The following is a 17,695-nucleotide window of genomic DNA, read 5'->3' as shown; positions in this document are numbered from 1 at the left end:
AGTTTACTCACCACCAGCGTGATGTTTTATCGATTTAATTCATAACAAATATCATCATACACAAAACCATTAATCTCATAGTTTGCAGTAATCACTTTTTGTTTAGAAAATCCGTTTTTAACCAACACTTTTTCAGAAGCAATATTACCTTCGGTCACTACTGCTATAAATGTGCGAATTTGTGCATAATCAGGGGATGATAACAGCATTTTCAGAGCCGACGTCGCAATGCCCTTACCTGAAAAAGTAGGGTCAATCAAATAACCAATTTCACCAACTCGCTGTTGATTTACTAATGATAAACAAAAGCCAATCAATCCCATAGGCCGGTGAGTTTCAATATCTTCAATCACTAAACATAGCCAATGTTCAGAATGTAAATTCCATTCGATTAATCGACTTTCAAACGCGGCAAGAATTTCTTTTTCTGTTTTTGGGTTAGAAATAAAACGTAAAACATCGAGGTTCGTATACAGTTGAAAAAAGAACTCCTTATCTTCTCGCGTCAATTTTCTAAGTCTAAAGGAGGGATCCGTGTCTAACATGTCAAACCTATCATTATACATTGAATCATAAGGTTACTACGACATGATAGAATATGGCAGTACTATTACAAAAAAGGGAGAAAGGTGGGCTCCTTTCTCCCTAACGGGTTAACTAAACAGCTCATTATTTTTATTATAATGCTTTGGCTAACAGGCTTATCGGGTGTTCACATTTTTTACTGGTCGACATCTCTATCTGCCATTTACAGGTTTCACAATCTGTAATCACCATATCAACCTCACTGTCTTCAATTTGGCGAAATAACCCCGCGCCAATCCCTTGAGAAACTTCATAGTTTTCTTTTTTAAAGCCGTATGTTCCTGCAATACCACAACATTGAGAATCGAGTACGATCAATTCAACGCCAGGTACACGCTTAATCAACTCCAATGTGTATGATGTCCAACCCATTTTTTCCATATGACAAGGCGTATGATAAGCCACTTTCAGGGGCGTATGCTTGAGTTTAAGCTCTCGGCCTTGCTCTAATAAGCGATAGATATAACGTGTTGCTAATTCAATGTTATCGCGCATTTGTGAGGTATCGACATCTAAAACATGTGTATACTCATCACGGAGTGTAAAAGTACACGTCGATGACGTTGCAACAACCGGAATATGTTTCTCAAGGATGGTTTCTTGTAGCGATTCTAAATTAACATTTGCTTGCCGCTTAGCTTGTTTCATAAAGCCATTCGCAATTAACGCCACACCACAACATTTTTCGCGTTTTAATAGTTGAACGCCAATTCCCATTCCATTAAACACTTTAATTAAGTCTTTACCGAGCTGTGGATGGTTATAATTGACATAGCAACCATGGAAAAAGGCAACTTGCTCTGCAAATTTTTGTTGTTCCGCCGCTTGTTTTGCATACCAACGTCTAAATGTTCCAAAGGAATATTTAGGCAACTCCCGACGATGGTCAATTTTTAAAGCTTTATCGAGAATTTGACGAACTGGTTTTAGCCCCGTGATGGTATTTACCACTGGAGCAAAAGGTGTCGATAGTGATCCCATTAAATCGGTATGACTGAGTATTGCATCACGTAATTTCGGCTTTTGTTGGCTGTATGTATTACGAGCACGAGCAATAATATCGCCTATTTTAACATCCGATGGGCATGCAACTTCACAACGTTTACAGTTAGTGCAATATTTCAATGCCTCATCATATAACATTGGGTCTTTTAAACGTAAACGCTCACCATCAGGACCCGCTTGTTTTGGCCCAGGATATAACGGATTAACTTTCGCTACAGGGCAATAGGTCGTACAAACAGTACATTTAATACAACTTTCAAAGCTTGCATCCTGAATACTCATTGCGCCACCTCCGCCTGCATGGTTCTTTGTCGTTCAAAATAGCCCACAATTTCATTTGCTGCATGTAAGCCACTTATCAATGAAACTCCCGCACCACAACCTTCAGTTAAAGGGTCAAAACCGCCTAAAACCGCGCCTGCCACATAGAGATTTTCGAAAGTTTGCCCCTCTTTTTGTGCCCGTAGATGCTCATCTGTTTGAACACCAAACGTCATATATGGCTGTGAAGCAAAAAATGCTTTATTGGTCCACTGTGCACGCTGAGGAATATGGCATAAATCAAGGTTCATTAATGGCTCATAAATACGATCGAACTCAGCAACAAGCCCATTATTAAAAAAACTGCCGGTGGCTAAGACAAACTGAGAAGCCTTGAGTGAAATATCACCATGATTACGTGTATTCACTGATTCTATGCGTGACCCAATACAATTCACTGAAGTCACCTTATCACCCGGCATGATGATCCCACCTTGACGGCGAAATTGACGTAACAGCATCTCATGCAATCGGATCCCCAGTAATGAAGGGGGTAATGTAGGCAACAAGTAGATGGGTTTACCAAGCTGCTTTTGTAGCTCAAGCAAAGGCTCTTCACTATCTAATCCGATACACGCTGGCATAAAAATAGTATCAGAATCAACGACTAGTGGTGCTATTTCAGCCACTATTTGCGCCATGTTTTCAGGCCTATCTAACCAACGTGCCACATTGATAGCTCTAAATTCGCTGGGGTTTTCTCTAAGTCTATCAAGGAGCGGCAAATGAACATAATAAGCACTCGCACTGACTCCCTCTCTTTGCAACTCATCAGACACCATTTGCGGCTGAAAATCTAAAAAACCTTCAATACCAACAACCGCTATTTTTCCCATATCCATTTTTTTATGGAGGTTAACTATAGGCACAAACTCAGGACTCAACCATGTTAGGCGCTTATGACCCAATGGCGTTATGCGATAATGATTTTCATCGCTAGAACCTTTAAGTTTCACACCACTTTGCTGTAATAGTGTCTCTGCAAGATGAGTGAGTTTAATCACCGAAAGTTTACCAAGCCGGCTATACGGGTGTTCTGGCGCCTGCTCACTCAGTTTATCTAGGGCATCTAATGGTTTTTCTACGCTTTGGCCATCGGGTAAATGCGTTAATAAATCCAAAGAGCCAGATGAAAAGTGCAACGCATTTTGCCCTGCGCTCACAATAGCACAAGATAAACCTGATTGAGTTAAGCGAATACCACAGATAAGCCCAGCGAGCCCCCCGCCCATCACGACTGCATCATATTTCATGGTCAGCCTCCTCGTTAGAAACCTTATCTAAGGTACTTTCATTCATGCCACATAAGCCATGGTAAACCCAACTAGTAAATTCACTTTCTCGCAATGCATCCCCCCAAGCGATAGGTCTTACGCCTTTCCAACGCTCATTCAAAAAATGTCCTAGCTGCTGTTCGGTTTCATGTGGTGTTGTCACATTAAAACGGTTTAATAACCCAGCGGCTCGGCAAGCACATAACTCACCTTGGCATGTTCCCATGCCAACGCGAGTCCGACGCCGTAAATCAAGTAAGTTATTAACTGTTAATGAGTTAACAGCATAACGTACTTCACCTGCGGTAACCGCTTCACATTCACAAACAAGGCTCTTATCTAGTCTATCGGTAGTTAATATCGCGGTAGCACGGTCACCATGACGATAGACTGCAGAACCACGAATGGGGGCAGGAATTGAAATAACGTTACGCAGTGCCTCTTCAGCACTATGTTGCGACCCTGGTAAAGGGGCATCTGCTGTAGTGCATTTGGCGGTATGCCCTAATTTTTCACACACTTTATCTGTTGCCCATTCTGCCATGAGGCGATAAGTCATTAATTTACCACCAGTAATTGTGATAAAGTTTTCAAGGCCATCGCGTTTCGCATGGTCCAACAACACAATACCGCGACTCACATTACGTCCAGAAGGATCATCATCGCTGGCAACTAGTGGCCTAACCCCCGCATAAGCGCGCAATATGCGTGTTTTCGCTAATGCGGGTGAGAGCATTGAACCTTCGCGGATCAAAATATCGACCTCTTCCGGTGTCACATACATATTATCAATTTGATCATATTCGATGTGTGTCGATGTTGTGCCGATCAGTGAAATCGTATCTCCAGGTACCAAAATATCCGCATCAGCAGGCTTGCGGCAGCGGTTAATAACCATGTTATTTAATCGGTGGCCTAAGATCAGAAGCGCACCTTTTGCAGGGAACATTTTGATTTTCAGATCTGCGTATTCCGCAATTTTTTGTCCCCAAATCCCCCCAGCATTAACCACAATTTCAGCATAAATATCATATTGTTGTTTAGCTTGATGATCGTAAACTGTTACACCGCGTACTTTATCACCTTCTCGAATTAGTCCGATGACTTCATGATAAGTGAGCACTTTCGCACCATGTTCGCGAGCATCCAGCATATTAGCTGCGGTTAAACGAAAAGGATCAACAGTACCATCAGGCACTCTCACAGCACCGATCAATTGGGGATTGACTGACGGCTCAAGGCGGATCGCTTCTGCGGGGTCGAGAGCATGAGCATCAATACCTACCGCTTGGCAAGCTTGAATAAATTGCTGTTGGTATTCGAGAGAATCTTCAGGCAACGTAATAAATAAACCGTCAGTTTTCTCAATACAATGATGTGCAATACGTTTTAGTATCTTGTTTTCTTCAATACACTCTCTTGCTGATTCCCCGTCCGTGACAGCATAGCGAGCACCACTATGTAGCAAGCCGTGGTTGCGTCCTGTTGCGCCTGTTGCAATATCATGCCTTTCGAGTAAAACTGCTTTCAATCCTCGGCGGGCGCAATCACGAGCAACACCTGCACCTGTTGCGCCACCACCGATAATGATGACATCCGTTTCAGTCACAGATGAGCCATTCATGTCGCATTCCTCACATTAATCAACATTACTTTTAGTATGGTCTATTTTTATAATCTATAACTAAATATAGACAAGAAACGTGCTTGATGTTTGATAAGGAACAAAAACGAAAGCAATCAAACCAAAATTAGCGATAAAAAGACAAAATTCGTGATGTTAATCACAATAATTTCATCTGTTATGGTTTCTTTTCCTCCTTAAATGACTTTAACTATGCCTCCCATAAATAAAACAGATATTTGTGCAGTAGATTACAGATAGAATGTTTTTTTATGACTATCATAAGAGCACTTATGAAAGAAATTGCTCGAAATTAAATTCGAATACTTTCGTTTTTATCACTCTATCAAGAATAAACACTCACAGTCTTTTATATAGAAAATATAAGAGATAAGAGTAAATAACGATTAATAAGCCATCGGAGGCTATATGTTAAGCATTTTTAAGCCAGCACCTCATATATCGAGGTTGCCAGCAGAAAAGATAGATCCAGTCTATCGCCGACTACGCTGGCAAATCTTTATCGGGATCTTTTTGGGTTATGCTGCCTATTATTTGGTAAGAAAAAATTTTGCCCTTGCTATTCCTGCCTTAACCGAACAAGGTTTCACAAAAGGTGAGCTAGGTTTTGCCTTATCGGGAATTTCATTTGCCTATGGTATTTCTAAATTTATCATGGGGTCATTTTCTGACCGTGCAAACCCTCGTTACTTTTTGCCAGCAGGTTTGATACTAGCCGCTTCCGTAATGCTGATTATGGGCTTTGTACCATGGGCAACTTCTGGTGTTTGGATCATGTTTGGGCTGCTATTTATATGTGGCTGGTTCCAAGGTATGGGATGGCCACCTTGCGGTCGTACTATGGTGCACTGGTGGTCACAAAAAGAACGAGGTGGTATCGTTTCAGTTTGGAACTGTGCGCATAATGTTGGAGGCGGCATTCCAGCGTTGCTATTTATGTTAGGTATGGCATGGTTTAATGACTGGAAAGCGGCATTCTATATGCCAGCTTTCGCTGCCATCATCGTTGCACTAATAGCATTCGCACTCATGCGTGATACCCCACAATCTTGCGGTCTTCCCCCAATCGAAGAATACAAAAATGACTACCCTACAGATTATAAAGCATCTGATGAGCAAGAACTAACAGCAAAAGAAATTTTCATGAAGTATGTTTTCCCAAACAAACTGTTATGGATGATTGCTATTGCGAACGTATTTGTATACTTACTACGCTATGGAATTTTGGATTGGTCACCAAGCTATCTACAAGAAGCTAAGCATTTCAACATAAAAGAATTTTCTTGGGCTTACTTCTTATATGAATATGCAGGAATTCCAGGAACATTACTGTGTGGTTGGATGTCTGATAAAGTCTTCCGCGGTAACCGCGGAGCAACAGGCGTCTTCTTCATGCTCTTAGTTACAATTGCTACGATTGTATTCTGGTTGAACCCAGCCGGTAATCCAAACGTTGATATGGCTTGTATGATAATTATCGGTTTCTTAATCTACGGCCCTGTTATGTTGATTGGCCTGCATGCTCTTGAACTGGCACCAAAAAAAGCAGCGGGGACTGCGGCTGGCTTTACTGGATTGTTTGGTTACCTTGGAGGCTCTGCTCTAGCAAGCATTATTATCGGATATACTGTTGATACCTTCGGTTGGAACGGTGGCTTTGCCGTCATGATCGGTGGCTCTGCACTCGCTGTAGTTTTACTCTTTATTGTGATGATTAGCGAATCTAAACACAAACGTGAATTAGCGAAAATGAACTAACACTTCATTAAAGATTCACGTTAACGCACTAAGCTCTGGGCTATATCAAAAAACGATATAGCCCTTTTTTTACCAAAAAAGTGACAAGGAGATACAATCATGCACTTCCCATTAAAAACATTGGTGGCAAGTATGGTTTTAGTGATGTCAGCTTCAGCGGTGGCACAAGCCGCCGAGAAAGTCGTGATCGCACACCGTGGTGCCAGTGGTTATCTACCAGAACATACATTACCAGCAAAAGCGATGGCTTATGCGCAAGGCGCCGACTTTCTTGAACAAGATTTAGTCATGACTAAAGACAATGAGTTAGTGGTACTTCATGACCATTACCTTGATCGCGTGACAGACGTCGCTGAGCGTTTTCCTAATCGAGCACGTCAAGACGGCCGCTATTATGCTATCGACTTTACTCTTGATGAAATCAAATCATTAAAGTTCACTGAAGGGTTTGATATTGTCGATGGCAAGAAGGTTCAGAGCTACCCTAACCGCTTCCCCATGGGCAAATCTGATTTTCGGATCCATACCTTCCAAGAAGAAATCGAATTTGTTCAAGGTCTGAATAAATCGACAGGGAAAAATATTGGTATCTACCCTGAAATTAAAGCCCCTTGGTTCCACCAGCAAGAAGGCAAAGATATTACGAAAAAAACACTCGAAGTCTTGAAACAGTATGGTTATACCGATAAAAACTCGAATGTTTACCTTCAATGCTTTGATGCAAATGAACTCAAGCGTATTAAGAACACCTTAATGCCTGAAATGGGGATGAATTTAAAACTTATCCAGCTGATTGCCTACACTGACTGGAACGAAACACAAGAACAGAAACCAGATGGAACTTGGGTTAACTATAGTTATGATTGGATGTTTAAACCCGGCTCAATGAAGGAAGTCGCTAAATATGCAGATGGTATTGGTCCTGACTACCATATGTTGGTTAGTGAAGATTCAACACCTAACAATATTAAACTGACGGGTATGGTAAAAGATGCCCATGCCAATAATATGGCGGTACACCCTTATACTATCCGGGTCGATAAATTGCCAAAATACGCTAAGGATGGACAACAACTCTTTGATATTATCTACAATCAAGCTGACGTAGATGGTGCATTCACTGATTTCCCTGACTTAGGTGTACAGTTTCTCCAAAAACAGAAACAGCATCCATAATCACTAAAAAGCAGATTGCAGCCCTTTGGCTGCAATCTACACTGTTAAGCGATTGTGACAGGGAAAGCAATCACATCACTGATCTTTTCAGCCTTTAACGCAATCATAATCAAACGATCGACGCCAAGAGCCACACCAGAGCACTCAGGTAAGCCATGGGTTAGCGCAGCAAGCAAATGCTCATCAATTGGATGAACAGGCAACCCCAAGGCTGCACGTCGACGGTTATCTTGCTCAAAACGCTGGCGTTGCTCTTTCGCGTCGGTTAATTCACGAAAGCCATTCGCCAATTCCATACCTTTAAAATAAACTTCAAAACGTTCTGCAACACGATGATCTTCAGTACTAATTTCTGCTAAAGATGCTTGAGTTGCAGGAAAATGATACACCACAACTGGTTTTTCTTTACCGATATGAGGCTCTACGCCCATCGTAAATAACAGTTGCAACAGTGTATCTTTATCTTCTTCGTGCTCAGCGACATTACTCAAATCCAACCGAGCAGCGACTTCTTTTAACTCGCTTTTTTCTGCCGAGAGAGGGTCGATATCTAAATGACGTAAAAAGGCTTGTTGATAAGAAAGTAATTCAGCACTTTCACAATCCAGCACCTGTTGAAGCAAGTCATCCACTTCATTAATTAAACGGTACATATCATAATGTGGGCGATACCATTCAAGCATCGTGAACTCAGGGTTGTGGTGTCTCCCTGCTTCCTCATTACGAAAACTACGACAGAGTTGGTAGATTGGTCCACTGCCCGCTGCCAATAAACGTTTCATGTGGTATTCGGGGCTGGTCATCAAATAGAGATCGACCCCTTGTGCTGCACCGGGCCCCACAAAGCGGGTATTAAAAGGTACAAGGTGAATATCTGTGATGGTCGCCTGACTCATGGCAGGAGTTTCAACCTCAAGCACACAGCGCTCTGTAAAAAAACGTCTAATTTCAGCGATGATTTTTGCTCGCTGTAGTAGGTTAGCGATGGGTGCGCTTGGCTGCCAGTCCGCTACTTCACTCATTAATATAACTCCAAAATAAACACAGTCGTGCAGTTTACTCACCTCTTGCCTGACAAACAATCCATTCGCACTAATCAAATGTAATTGATGTATAAGCTGCCGTAATAATCGCTGTAGACAAACAAAAATATAGCAAGGTGAGCGAAATAATGCGTGATTATCCTCGGCTTCAATCGATTAAGCAAAAAAACGTTTTTATACCATTAATCCTTAAGTCAACTTGAGAAAGTAATCATGATTATTTCTAATATGATGTTAACCTGATGTTATAAATGACATTCATTATTAATAAACAAATAGGTTATTATTTCGTGAAAGGAAACGTCAGAAATAACAGCACAAACATACTGTATTTAATTTTTGTGTAAATCTTTAGGACAAAAAATACAAGCTAACAACATTTTTGTTATTATTCTCTTTAGGCCAGTCGATTCCCAATCGTACAAATAGATTTTCCCTCCATCCATTTTGCTAAAGATGATGGTAATTATTTGAATTTATGTTTTTTTTACTCATCACCATACTTAAAATGCCACGTATGAAAAAACAATTAATAAAAACTTGGCATAGATCACACTTTATAGGCTAAATCACCTAAAACCCCCCTCTATATCAAATTTATCATGAGGACTATTCGCTATAATTCAAAGCATGATAAGTCATTATTAGCTATTATATTATTTACTATTAAAAAAGAGAGTTTTTGCAGTATCACATTACGTGGCACTGACAAGCAGATAGCTAAGTATCAAAAGTATTTAAAAGAATTTATCAATTTACACTTGAACAATGGAGAAGCGCAGTGCAAACCTTCAATGCCGATCTAGCGATTATCGGGGCCGGGGGCGCAGGCTTACGTGCAGCGATTGCTGCCGCAGAAGCAAATCCCAACATCAAGATTGCTCTGATCTCAAAAGTTTACCCTATGCGTAGCCATACCGTGGCTGCCGAGGGGGGATCAGCCGCAGTAACTCAGGCCCATGACTCCTATGACTATCATTTTAATGATACGGTTGCTGGTGGAGACTGGCTGTGTGAGCAAGATGTCGTCGAATATTTCGTCGAACACTGCCCAACAGAAATGACTCAACTGGAACTATGGGGCTGTCCATGGAGCCGTAAACCAGATGGTTCAGTTAACGTCCGTCGTTTTGGCGGTATGAAAATTGAACGTACATGGTTTGCAGCCGATAAAACTGGCTTCCATATGCTCCATACTCTCTTCCAAACCTCATTAAAATATCCTCAAATTCAACGCTTTGACGAACATTTTGTCCTAGATATCATCGTCGATGAAGGCCAAGTTCGCGGTCTTGTCGCACTCAACATGATGGAAGGCACAAAGGTTCAAATCCGTGCCAATTCTATCGTCATGGCAACTGGCGGTGCTGGACGTGTTTACCGCTATAATACTAATGGTGGTATTGTAACTGGTGATGGTATGGGCATGGCTTTCCGACATGGCGTACCACTGCGTGATATGGAGTTTGTTCAATATCACCCAACTGGCCTACCTGGTTCTGGTATCTTAATGACAGAAGGTTGCCGCGGCGAAGGCGGTATTCTTGTCAATAAAGATGGCTATCGCTATCTACAGGATTACGGAATGGGCCCCGAAACGCCACTCGGTAAACCTGAAAACAAATATATGGAACTCGGTCCTCGTGACAAAGTTTCACAAGCGTTCTGGCATGAATGGCGTGCTGGCCGCACAATTAGTACCCATCGTGGTGATGTTGTCTATCTAGATTTACGTCATCTTGGTGCAGAAAAACTACATGAACGCCTACCTTTCATTTGCGAACTAGCAAAAGCTTATGTCGGTGTTGACCCAGTCACTGATCCAATTCCTGTTCGTCCGACCGCTCACTATACGATGGGGGGTATCGAAACAGATCAAAACTGTGAAACTCGCATCAAAGGCTTATTTGCTGTTGGCGAATGTTCTTCTGTCGGTCTCCACGGTGCAAACCGTTTAGGCTCTAACTCATTAGCTGAGCTTGTTGTATTCGGTCGCTTAGCGGGTGAGCAAGCCGCAAAACATGCAGCAGAAGCAACCCCAGCGAATGCAAATGCTATTGAAGCACGTACTCGTGATATCGAAGATAATCTGAACAAACTTCTCAACCAAAAAGGTAAAGAAAGTTGGGCGAAAATCCGTGATGAAATGGGTATGTCAATGGAAGAAGGCTGCGGTATTTACCGTACCCCTGAATTAATGCAAAAAACCATTGATAAGATTGCAGAGTTGAAAGAGCGCTTTAAACACGTTGAAATTACCGACCATAGCAGCGTTTTCAATACCGATCTGTTGTATACCATTGAGCTTGGATTTGGCTTAGATGTTGCCGAATGTATGGCACACTCCGCACTCAATCGAAAAGAGTCTCGTGGTGCACACCAACGTCTCGACGAAGGCTGCACTGAACGTGATGATGTGAATTTCTTAAAACACACATTGGCATTCTATAACCCAGAAGGCGCACCTCGTCTTGAATACAGTGATGTGAAGATTACTAAATCTCAGCCAGCAAAACGTGTTTATGGTGCAGAAGCTGAAGCTCAAGAGAAGGCAAACAAGGAGCAAGCTAATGGATGATATGAAACACTTAAAAATGGAGATCATGCGCTACAATCCTGAAACGGATAATGAGCCCCATTTAGTGGCATATGATGTCCCTTATGATGAGCAAACCTCATTGCTGGATGCTTTAGGTTATATCAAAGATAACCTTGCGCCTGATCTGTCTTATCGCTGGTCTTGCCGTATGGCGATTTGTGGTTCTTGCGGCATGATGGTTGATAATGTTCCCAAACTGGCGTGCAAAACTTTCCTACGTGACTACCCTGAAGGGTTGAAGGTAGAACCGCTAGGCAACTTCCCGATCGAGCGTGATCTGGTGGTTGATATGACTCACTTTATTGAGCGCTTAGAAGCTATCAAGCCTTATATCATTGGTAACGATCGTAAGCCTTCAGAAGGTCCGAATAAGCAGACTCCGGCACAGATGGCAAAATACCATCAGTTCTCTGGATGCATTAACTGTGGCTTGTGCTATGCCGCATGCCCACAGTTTGGTTTGAATCCTGAATTTGTTGGTCCTGCTGCAATTACCTTGGCTGAGCGCTACAACTTAGATAACCGTGACCACGGAGCAAAAGAACGCATGCCATTATTGAACGGTGATGATGGTGTCTGGAGCTGTACATTTGTAGGCTACTGCTCTGAAGTCTGTCCTAAGCATGTTGACCCAGCAGCTGCAATCCAGCAAGCGAAAGCAGCCAGCGCGCAAGACTTTATTATCGCCATGCTGAAGCCACGATAAGGAGAATTGAAGTCATGACTACAAAACGTAAACCCTATGTAAGGGAAATGAAGGGCGACTGGTGGCAAAAGTTAGGTTTCTACCGCTTTTACATCGTACGTGAAAGTACCTCCGTTCTTCAGCTATGGTTTAGCCTTTTAGTGTTATTCGGCGTATTCGCATTAAAAGGTGGTCCAGAATCTTGGGCAAGCTTTGTTGGATTTTTAAGTAATCCAATCGTCATTATTATCAACATTATTACACTGGCTGCGACGCTACTTCATACCACAACATGGTTTAATCTAGCTCCAAAAGCCGTCAGTATTATCGTTGGTGATAAAAAAATGTCACAAGAGCCAATTGTTAAAGGTTTTTGGGCATTAACGATCTTAGTTACGGCAGCGATTTTAGCGATCGCACTGCTATTTTAATCAACGGAGGATCTGATGAATCTAACGCCTAAACGTTCCGATGAACCGGTTTTCTGGGGATTATTTGGTGCCGGTGGTATGTGGAGTGCCATTGTTGGACCTGCTATCATCATTCTCTTGGGAATATTAATCCCATTAGGTGTTGCACCTGAAATGCTAAGCTATGAGCGTATTGTCGCATTCTGCCAAAGCTTTATCGGGCGTATTTTCTTACTGCTCATGATAATTCTACCAGTATGGTGTGCTATGCACCGTATTCACCACACACTGCACGACTTTAAAGTGCATGTCCCAGCATCAAAATGGGTATTTTATGGTGGTGCGGCGATTATTAGCGTGATCGCTATTATTGGTGTCATTGCTCTGTAACAGCTTTCCTGATCCCTCATATGCCTCACCGCTATGAGGGATTTTTCATTATACTGCCTCTCATCTCCCTTTCTATTTCCACGTTATTAAGCCGCTCTCTGGCTACTGTAATGACCGTTTCTTTATCAAAACTAGCGATTTCAATAAATCTGCTATGGCATGAATGATTACCCTACATGGTGCTATCCAAACTAGATTTGACGATACCTGTATTATCCACTATTGCGTAAATCAATATGTTCGACGCAACGGCTTAACCCAACACTAGGGTGTCCTATTGGCACTCAACATCTTGGGCTATTATTTTTCTCACCAATTCTCGGGAAATGGCCCAATAAATAAGAGCATCATCCTATTCTTTTGCTCCCTGTTACAGAGTCTCATTGATAACAGATGTAACAGCCTTCTCAACCTACTGAGAGATTTAATTAATAAGGTGCCGCATTCCTGTTAAGTTAATTGCTACATCTATTATCGGCAAGATTACCAGACAATATTCACCTTATTCACCGTTTATGATTATCCCCATTTTTATGCTTACTTTTTTATGTTTGACTTGTTGTCTTGAATCAGCGAAAAATCAATAAAGAAGAAAAATAACATATCTGAGATATCACGTTAGTGTATTTCCCTCAATGATAAAACTGCTTTGATTATTACTGGTTGTGTTTTTTATCATGTAATTAATGGGTCAATTTTAATTATTAAAAAATAGAGAGGGGATCCCAATTTTAGACATTGAGATCCCCTCTATTTCATCAATAGATTTTTAATCATTTAGCAAAATGATTTAATTATCTAAAAAGTCTTTTCTCATTGGTACGAATATATCTAAAATTTCACCATTAGATAAACATTCACAGCGATGTTTCTCATTTGAAGGAATATAAACAACATCACCTTCTCCAACTTCTTTAGTCACATGCCCCACTTGATATCTAAATTTCCCTTTGAGTATATAACTCATTTGTTCATGTGGATGAGCGTGTAAGTCACCTGATGTACCGGCTGTGAAAGATAATCTTGCTATCATCATATTTTCACTGCCAGGGAACAACTTACGTCGCGTACCTGAGGCAATGTTTTTTGCCTCTATTTCCTTATCGAAAATAAACATTATGACCTTAACTTTAAATAATATAGCTGTTTAATTTGATTTTTCTAACGATTCATTATCAGGCGTAATCGGCTTAATATTTCTTAACATCACTAAATAAACCAATGCCCCTATTGCACAAGCAATACCAGATACAATTAATGCCCAAATAAACGAACCGGTTGCTGCAATAATATATCCAGTCACAATAGGTCCTAAAATACCGCCACAGTTAGAAACAGCGCTTTGCATTCCACCTAAGACCGACGTCATATTTCGTGGTGCAACATCTCCTGGTAAAGACCATATTGCTGAGGCTGCAAATGCGAGTGCCGCATAAGATAAGCACAGTAAAAACATCATTAAAGTAACAGATTCAACTAACCCCGAAAATGCGATACTGGTTGCAATCAGCATGCCGCCCACAATCGGTAATTTACGAGCAAGGTTGATATTATTATATTTAATATACAGATAATCTGTCGTCCAACCACCCAGCCATTGACCTGCGATCCCACATAGTGGTGGTAACATGGCAGCAAATCCCATTTCTTCTAAACTCATGCCTCGTTCCATCATTAAATATGCAGGGAACCAAGTAATAAAGAAATAAATGGCGTAGTCCAACATAAAGAAGCCGATACACATAGCTTGTACATTGCGATAACGGATCAACTGATACCACTTCATCGGCTGGATATTATCAATACCATCTTTTTTAATTTGCCCATCACGAATATAAGCAAGTTCTTCAGCACTAATTTTTGGGTGTTGTTCAGGATCGTGATATACCTTTAACCATGCAAAAACCCAGAGAACCCCTAATGCGCCGCAAATAATAAATGCTGATTCCCAGCCCCATTTTGCAATGATCCACACCACTAAGGGCATTGCGAACGCTGTTCCAAACTTAGAGCCACTATCAAATAATGCCGTTATTCTGCCGCGTTCACGATCTGGAAACCATTTTGCCGCAATACCACTATTACATGGATATGCCCCCGCTTCCCCCATTCCCATTAGAATTCGCGTGGAAATAAAACTCAGTGGTGTTTTGGCTAATGCTGTGGCAGCCGTTGCTAATGACCACCACAACACAGACCCTGCCAACGTTTTTCTTTGACCATATTTATCCGCAATAAAACCCGCTGGTATTTGGCATAATGCATAACTCAAGAAAAACGCCGACATTATCCATCCCATCATCTCTGGCGAAATTTGCAGTTCTTCTGAGATAGTCGGTGCTGCTGCAGACATAACAGTTCTATCTAAGTAATTAATAACAATCGCAAGCGTCATTAATATCGCTATCGAAAACCTTATTTTTGTACCTTTGTTCTTATTTTTCATCGTAACCATACCTTTTAATAAGGAGAGGAAACCAGATAGTGTTGTCACTATCTGGCTTATGTATATGAAGTTACTTAAACAAACGCTCTGGATTAACTGTGAATTTCGCTAATTTATCGATGTCTAGCTCAATACCAAGCCCCGGTAATTTTGGGATCGTTAAATACCCTTGCTCATCCACTTTAAATGGTGTTTTAACAATGCCATCAATATATTGGCTACCACCGATAAACTCGACAAAATCCACTTGTGGGAAGGCTGCTGCCATTTGTAAGTCGGCCGCCAGCCCCATTGCGGTATTCCAACCGTGTCCAACATACTTAACACCAAACTCATCAGCCAGCCATGCGATTCGACGTTGCTCTGAAATGCCGCCCACTTTCGTCACGTCAGGTTGAACAATATCGAATGCCCCCTGAGAGAGCCATGGTAAGAAAGATTGACGACGGGTTAACACTTCACCACCCGCAATCGGCACTGGGCTTTCTTTACGCAGCACTTTAAAGTCCTCAAGGTCATCCGGACGTAACGCTTCTTCAAACCAACCAACTTGATATTCCGCTAACATATGCGATGTTTGGATTGCCCATTTCAAGCCATTTGGCCAATATGCATCACTTGCGCCTGCATCAACTAACAAGTGTGATTCGTAACCTGCCGCATCCCTTGCTGCCTCAACAATTGCTCTATCTAATTTGGCATCATTGTTACGTCCAAATGGGCCCCAACCAATTTTAAATGCTTTAAAACCAAGCTTTTTATAATCAGAGATCACGTTGAACATCGTCTCTGGTTCTTCCATGAGTAAAGAGCAATACGGCTGTACTTTGGAACGATAATTACCGCCAAGTAACGTACTTACGGGGAGTCCTGTTGCTTTACCTAAAATGTCCCACAATGCAATATCAATGCCGCTAATCGTATGTGTTAACGTTCCCCCGCGCCCCATCCAAAATGTATTTTGTCTAAGTTTTTCAGACACTCTTTCTGGCTGTAATGCACTTTCACCAATACATAAAGATGCTAGTACAGGGATGGCGGCTTCAACTAAGCGACCATCAGTGAATACGCTGCCGTACCCCGTGATGCCAGCATCAGTGTGCACCGCAATAATGGCGTGGATCGAATCTTCTGGTTTGATTTCATTGGACCATCCCCCTTTTGGGCTCTCCCCAAATAAAGGCACGGCAACAATTTCAGTAATTTTTATATCTTCAAGCATGTTGTTCATGTCTTTTCCTTCTCTTGCTTAACTGAATTTGAAGCATTTAACAACATTGTAAGATTGTATACAATATTCAATTGTTGAATATGTGATCCACTCTGGGTTTATCTCCCCCTCGAAAAAATATCGTAATAGTGGGTTTTTTATTGGTTTATTGCTGGCCAATGTGATAATTTTGATGCATTAAAGGCGCAATCAACTACCAATTAATTCTTTGATTAGTAACAAATTTAATAGGCTAAACATCATGACAGTTGGAAAAGGGCAACAATCGCAGAAAATCACCTCGCAAGAAGATTACTGGAAGCCAATCAAAGCAAGGACACTCACTGATGATGTGGTAGATAAAATTGTTGAGGCGGCAACCCGTGGATTTATCCTGCCAGGGGATCGTATTGTTGAAAAAGAAATTGCAGAAAAAATGAATGTCAGCCGTGTTCCTGTTAGAGAAGCCTTAAGAGTATTAGAAAGCCAAGGGATCGTGATTAATGAGCCATTTAAAGGCATTCGAATGGCCCCTGTTTCAGAAGAGAGGCTGGATGAACTGATCGAAGTCAGAATTCTATTAGAACGACAGGCTATTAAAACCTTTATCGCCAAAAATAAGCATTTAGATCCACAATCTATCGAACAGTTAAACCAGTGTATTGTGCAAATGGCGCGAGCAGCAAAATTAGCGGATAGCTATGAATTCTCGCTTTGTGACGTGAATTTCCACCGAACATTATGCCAATTAAGCGGTAACAATACCCTAACCGCATTATGGGAAAACGTCTCTAAGCAGTTGACCATTATCATTGGGATATCAACCTTTACCAAGCCTATGGAAGAAATTATTGATGAGCACAAAGTGCTATTAGATAAAATACGCTCAGGGGATCTCAATATTCTAGAAATTGAAATCAAAGAGCATATTCGCAATCAAAATAAAGAGATTAACTTCAATCAAGCTATTGATAAAAAAAGAGAACCCAAGTAAGTAAACCTAGCACAGCTTCCTGATAAAGAAACAGTGTTAATGAGCACACAAGTGAAAACACCTAGCACCTAACCCGAAAAAGAGCATGTTGACTAATGAATAAATGTCTCAGGGAAATTATTTCTACAGGATTTGGAAATATAACGGCGAATTT

15 protein-coding genes are annotated in these 17,695 nt (G+C 41.4%); 7 read left to right on the top strand and 8 right to left on the bottom strand.

What is annotated here, in order from left to right; all coding sequences use genetic code 11:
• Nucleotides 1–26: 26 nt before the first annotated feature.
• The 4 genes from PSF11_RS15630 to glpA form a co-directional block, all read right to left on the bottom strand.
• Nucleotides 27–545, bottom strand: coding sequence for a GNAT family N-acetyltransferase (locus PSF11_RS15630; RefSeq protein WP_072502749.1), 519 nt, complete (start codon nucleotides 543–545; stop codon nucleotides 27–29).
• Nucleotides 546–678: 133 nt separating this feature from the next.
• Nucleotides 679–1,872, bottom strand: a complete 1,194-nt coding sequence (gene glpC / locus PSF11_RS15625; protein ID WP_004925774.1) for an anaerobic glycerol-3-phosphate dehydrogenase subunit GlpC — start codon at nucleotides 1,870–1,872, stop codon at nucleotides 679–681.
• On the bottom strand, nucleotides 1,869–3,164 hold the full coding sequence (gene glpB, locus PSF11_RS15620; protein WP_072502748.1) for a glycerol-3-phosphate dehydrogenase subunit GlpB: 1,296 nt from the start codon (nucleotides 3,162–3,164) through the stop codon (nucleotides 1,869–1,871). The genes glpC and glpB overlap by 4 nt, the downstream gene beginning before the upstream one ends.
• Nucleotides 3,154–4,809: an anaerobic glycerol-3-phosphate dehydrogenase subunit A gene (gene glpA / locus PSF11_RS15615; RefSeq protein ID WP_072502747.1), complete on the bottom strand. Its 1,656-nt coding sequence runs from the start codon at nucleotides 4,807–4,809 to the stop codon at nucleotides 3,154–3,156. Before glpA ends, glpB begins: the two co-directional genes overlap by 11 nt.
• A gap of 429 nt (nucleotides 4,810–5,238) precedes the next feature.
• Here glpA and glpT point away from each other — a divergent pair, with 429 nt between their 5' ends.
• Nucleotides 5,239–6,588: a glycerol-3-phosphate transporter gene (gene glpT, locus PSF11_RS15610; RefSeq protein WP_072502746.1), complete on the top strand. Its 1,350-nt coding sequence runs from the start codon at nucleotides 5,239–5,241 to the stop codon at nucleotides 6,586–6,588.
• Between the two features lie 99 nt (nucleotides 6,589–6,687).
• On the top strand, nucleotides 6,688–7,764 hold the full coding sequence (gene glpQ / locus PSF11_RS15605; RefSeq protein ID WP_036942962.1) for a glycerophosphodiester phosphodiesterase: 1,077 nt from the start codon (nucleotides 6,688–6,690) through the stop codon (nucleotides 7,762–7,764).
• Nucleotides 7,765–7,808: 44 nt separating this feature from the next.
• Here glpQ and epmA read toward each other — a convergent pair whose 3' ends face one another.
• A complete protein-coding gene (gene epmA, locus PSF11_RS15600; protein WP_072502745.1) occupies nucleotides 7,809–8,786 on the bottom strand; it encodes an elongation factor P--(R)-beta-lysine ligase in 978 nt (325 codons plus the stop codon).
• 802 nt (nucleotides 8,787–9,588) lie between these two features.
• Here epmA and frdA point away from each other — a divergent pair.
• From frdA to frdD, 4 genes are read left to right on the top strand one after another with little or no spacing between them, the layout of a single operon-like run.
• Nucleotides 9,589–11,385, top strand: a complete 1,797-nt coding sequence (frdA, locus tag PSF11_RS15595; protein ID WP_004925792.1) for a fumarate reductase (quinol) flavoprotein subunit — start codon at nucleotides 9,589–9,591, stop codon at nucleotides 11,383–11,385.
• Nucleotides 11,378–12,112 (top strand): succinate dehydrogenase/fumarate reductase iron-sulfur subunit, encoded by a 735-nt coding sequence (locus PSF11_RS15590; RefSeq protein WP_004925796.1) that lies wholly within the window; start codon nucleotides 11,378–11,380, stop codon nucleotides 12,110–12,112. The genes frdA and PSF11_RS15590 overlap by 8 nt, the downstream gene beginning before the upstream one ends.
• Nucleotides 12,113–12,126: 14 nt before the next feature.
• On the top strand, nucleotides 12,127–12,522 hold the full coding sequence (frdC, locus tag PSF11_RS15585) for a fumarate reductase subunit FrdC (protein ID WP_004925800.1): 396 nt from the start codon (nucleotides 12,127–12,129) through the stop codon (nucleotides 12,520–12,522).
• 15 nt (nucleotides 12,523–12,537) lie between these two features.
• Nucleotides 12,538–12,891 carry a fumarate reductase subunit FrdD gene (gene frdD / locus PSF11_RS15580; RefSeq protein ID WP_004925804.1) on the top strand — a complete coding sequence of 118 codons (354 nt, stop codon included), beginning with the start codon at nucleotides 12,538–12,540 and terminating at the stop codon, nucleotides 12,889–12,891.
• Between the two features lie 790 nt (nucleotides 12,892–13,681).
• On the opposite strand, the gene PSF11_RS15575 is transcribed toward frdD, so the two are convergent.
• From PSF11_RS15575 to PSF11_RS15565, 3 genes are all read right to left on the bottom strand, one after another.
• Nucleotides 13,682–14,008, bottom strand: a complete 327-nt coding sequence (locus PSF11_RS15575; protein ID WP_014657514.1) for a cupin domain-containing protein — start codon at nucleotides 14,006–14,008, stop codon at nucleotides 13,682–13,684.
• A gap of 30 nt (nucleotides 14,009–14,038) precedes the next feature.
• On the bottom strand, nucleotides 14,039–15,337 hold the full coding sequence (locus tag PSF11_RS15570; protein WP_014657513.1) for an MFS transporter: 1,299 nt from the start codon (nucleotides 15,335–15,337) through the stop codon (nucleotides 14,039–14,041).
• A 70-nt stretch (nucleotides 15,338–15,407) separates the two neighbouring features.
• A complete protein-coding gene (locus PSF11_RS15565; protein ID WP_004925816.1) occupies nucleotides 15,408–16,568 on the bottom strand; it encodes a mandelate racemase/muconate lactonizing enzyme family protein in 1,161 nt (386 codons plus the stop codon).
• Nucleotides 16,569–16,809: 241 nt separating this feature from the next.
• On the opposite strand from PSF11_RS15565, the gene PSF11_RS15560 reads away from it, so the two are divergent.
• Nucleotides 16,810–17,541: a GntR family transcriptional regulator gene (locus tag PSF11_RS15560; RefSeq protein ID WP_004925825.1), complete on the top strand. Its 732-nt coding sequence runs from the start codon at nucleotides 16,810–16,812 to the stop codon at nucleotides 17,539–17,541.
• The last annotated feature ends 154 nt before the right edge of the window (nucleotides 17,542–17,695 follow it).

Source organism: Providencia sp. PROV119 (genome assembly GCF_028482435.1).
Classification (GTDB): domain Bacteria; phylum Pseudomonadota; class Gammaproteobacteria; order Enterobacterales; family Enterobacteriaceae; genus Providencia; species Providencia stuartii.
Note: the sequence above shows the minus strand (reverse complement) of the source record. Positions and strands in the feature narration are given on the sequence as shown.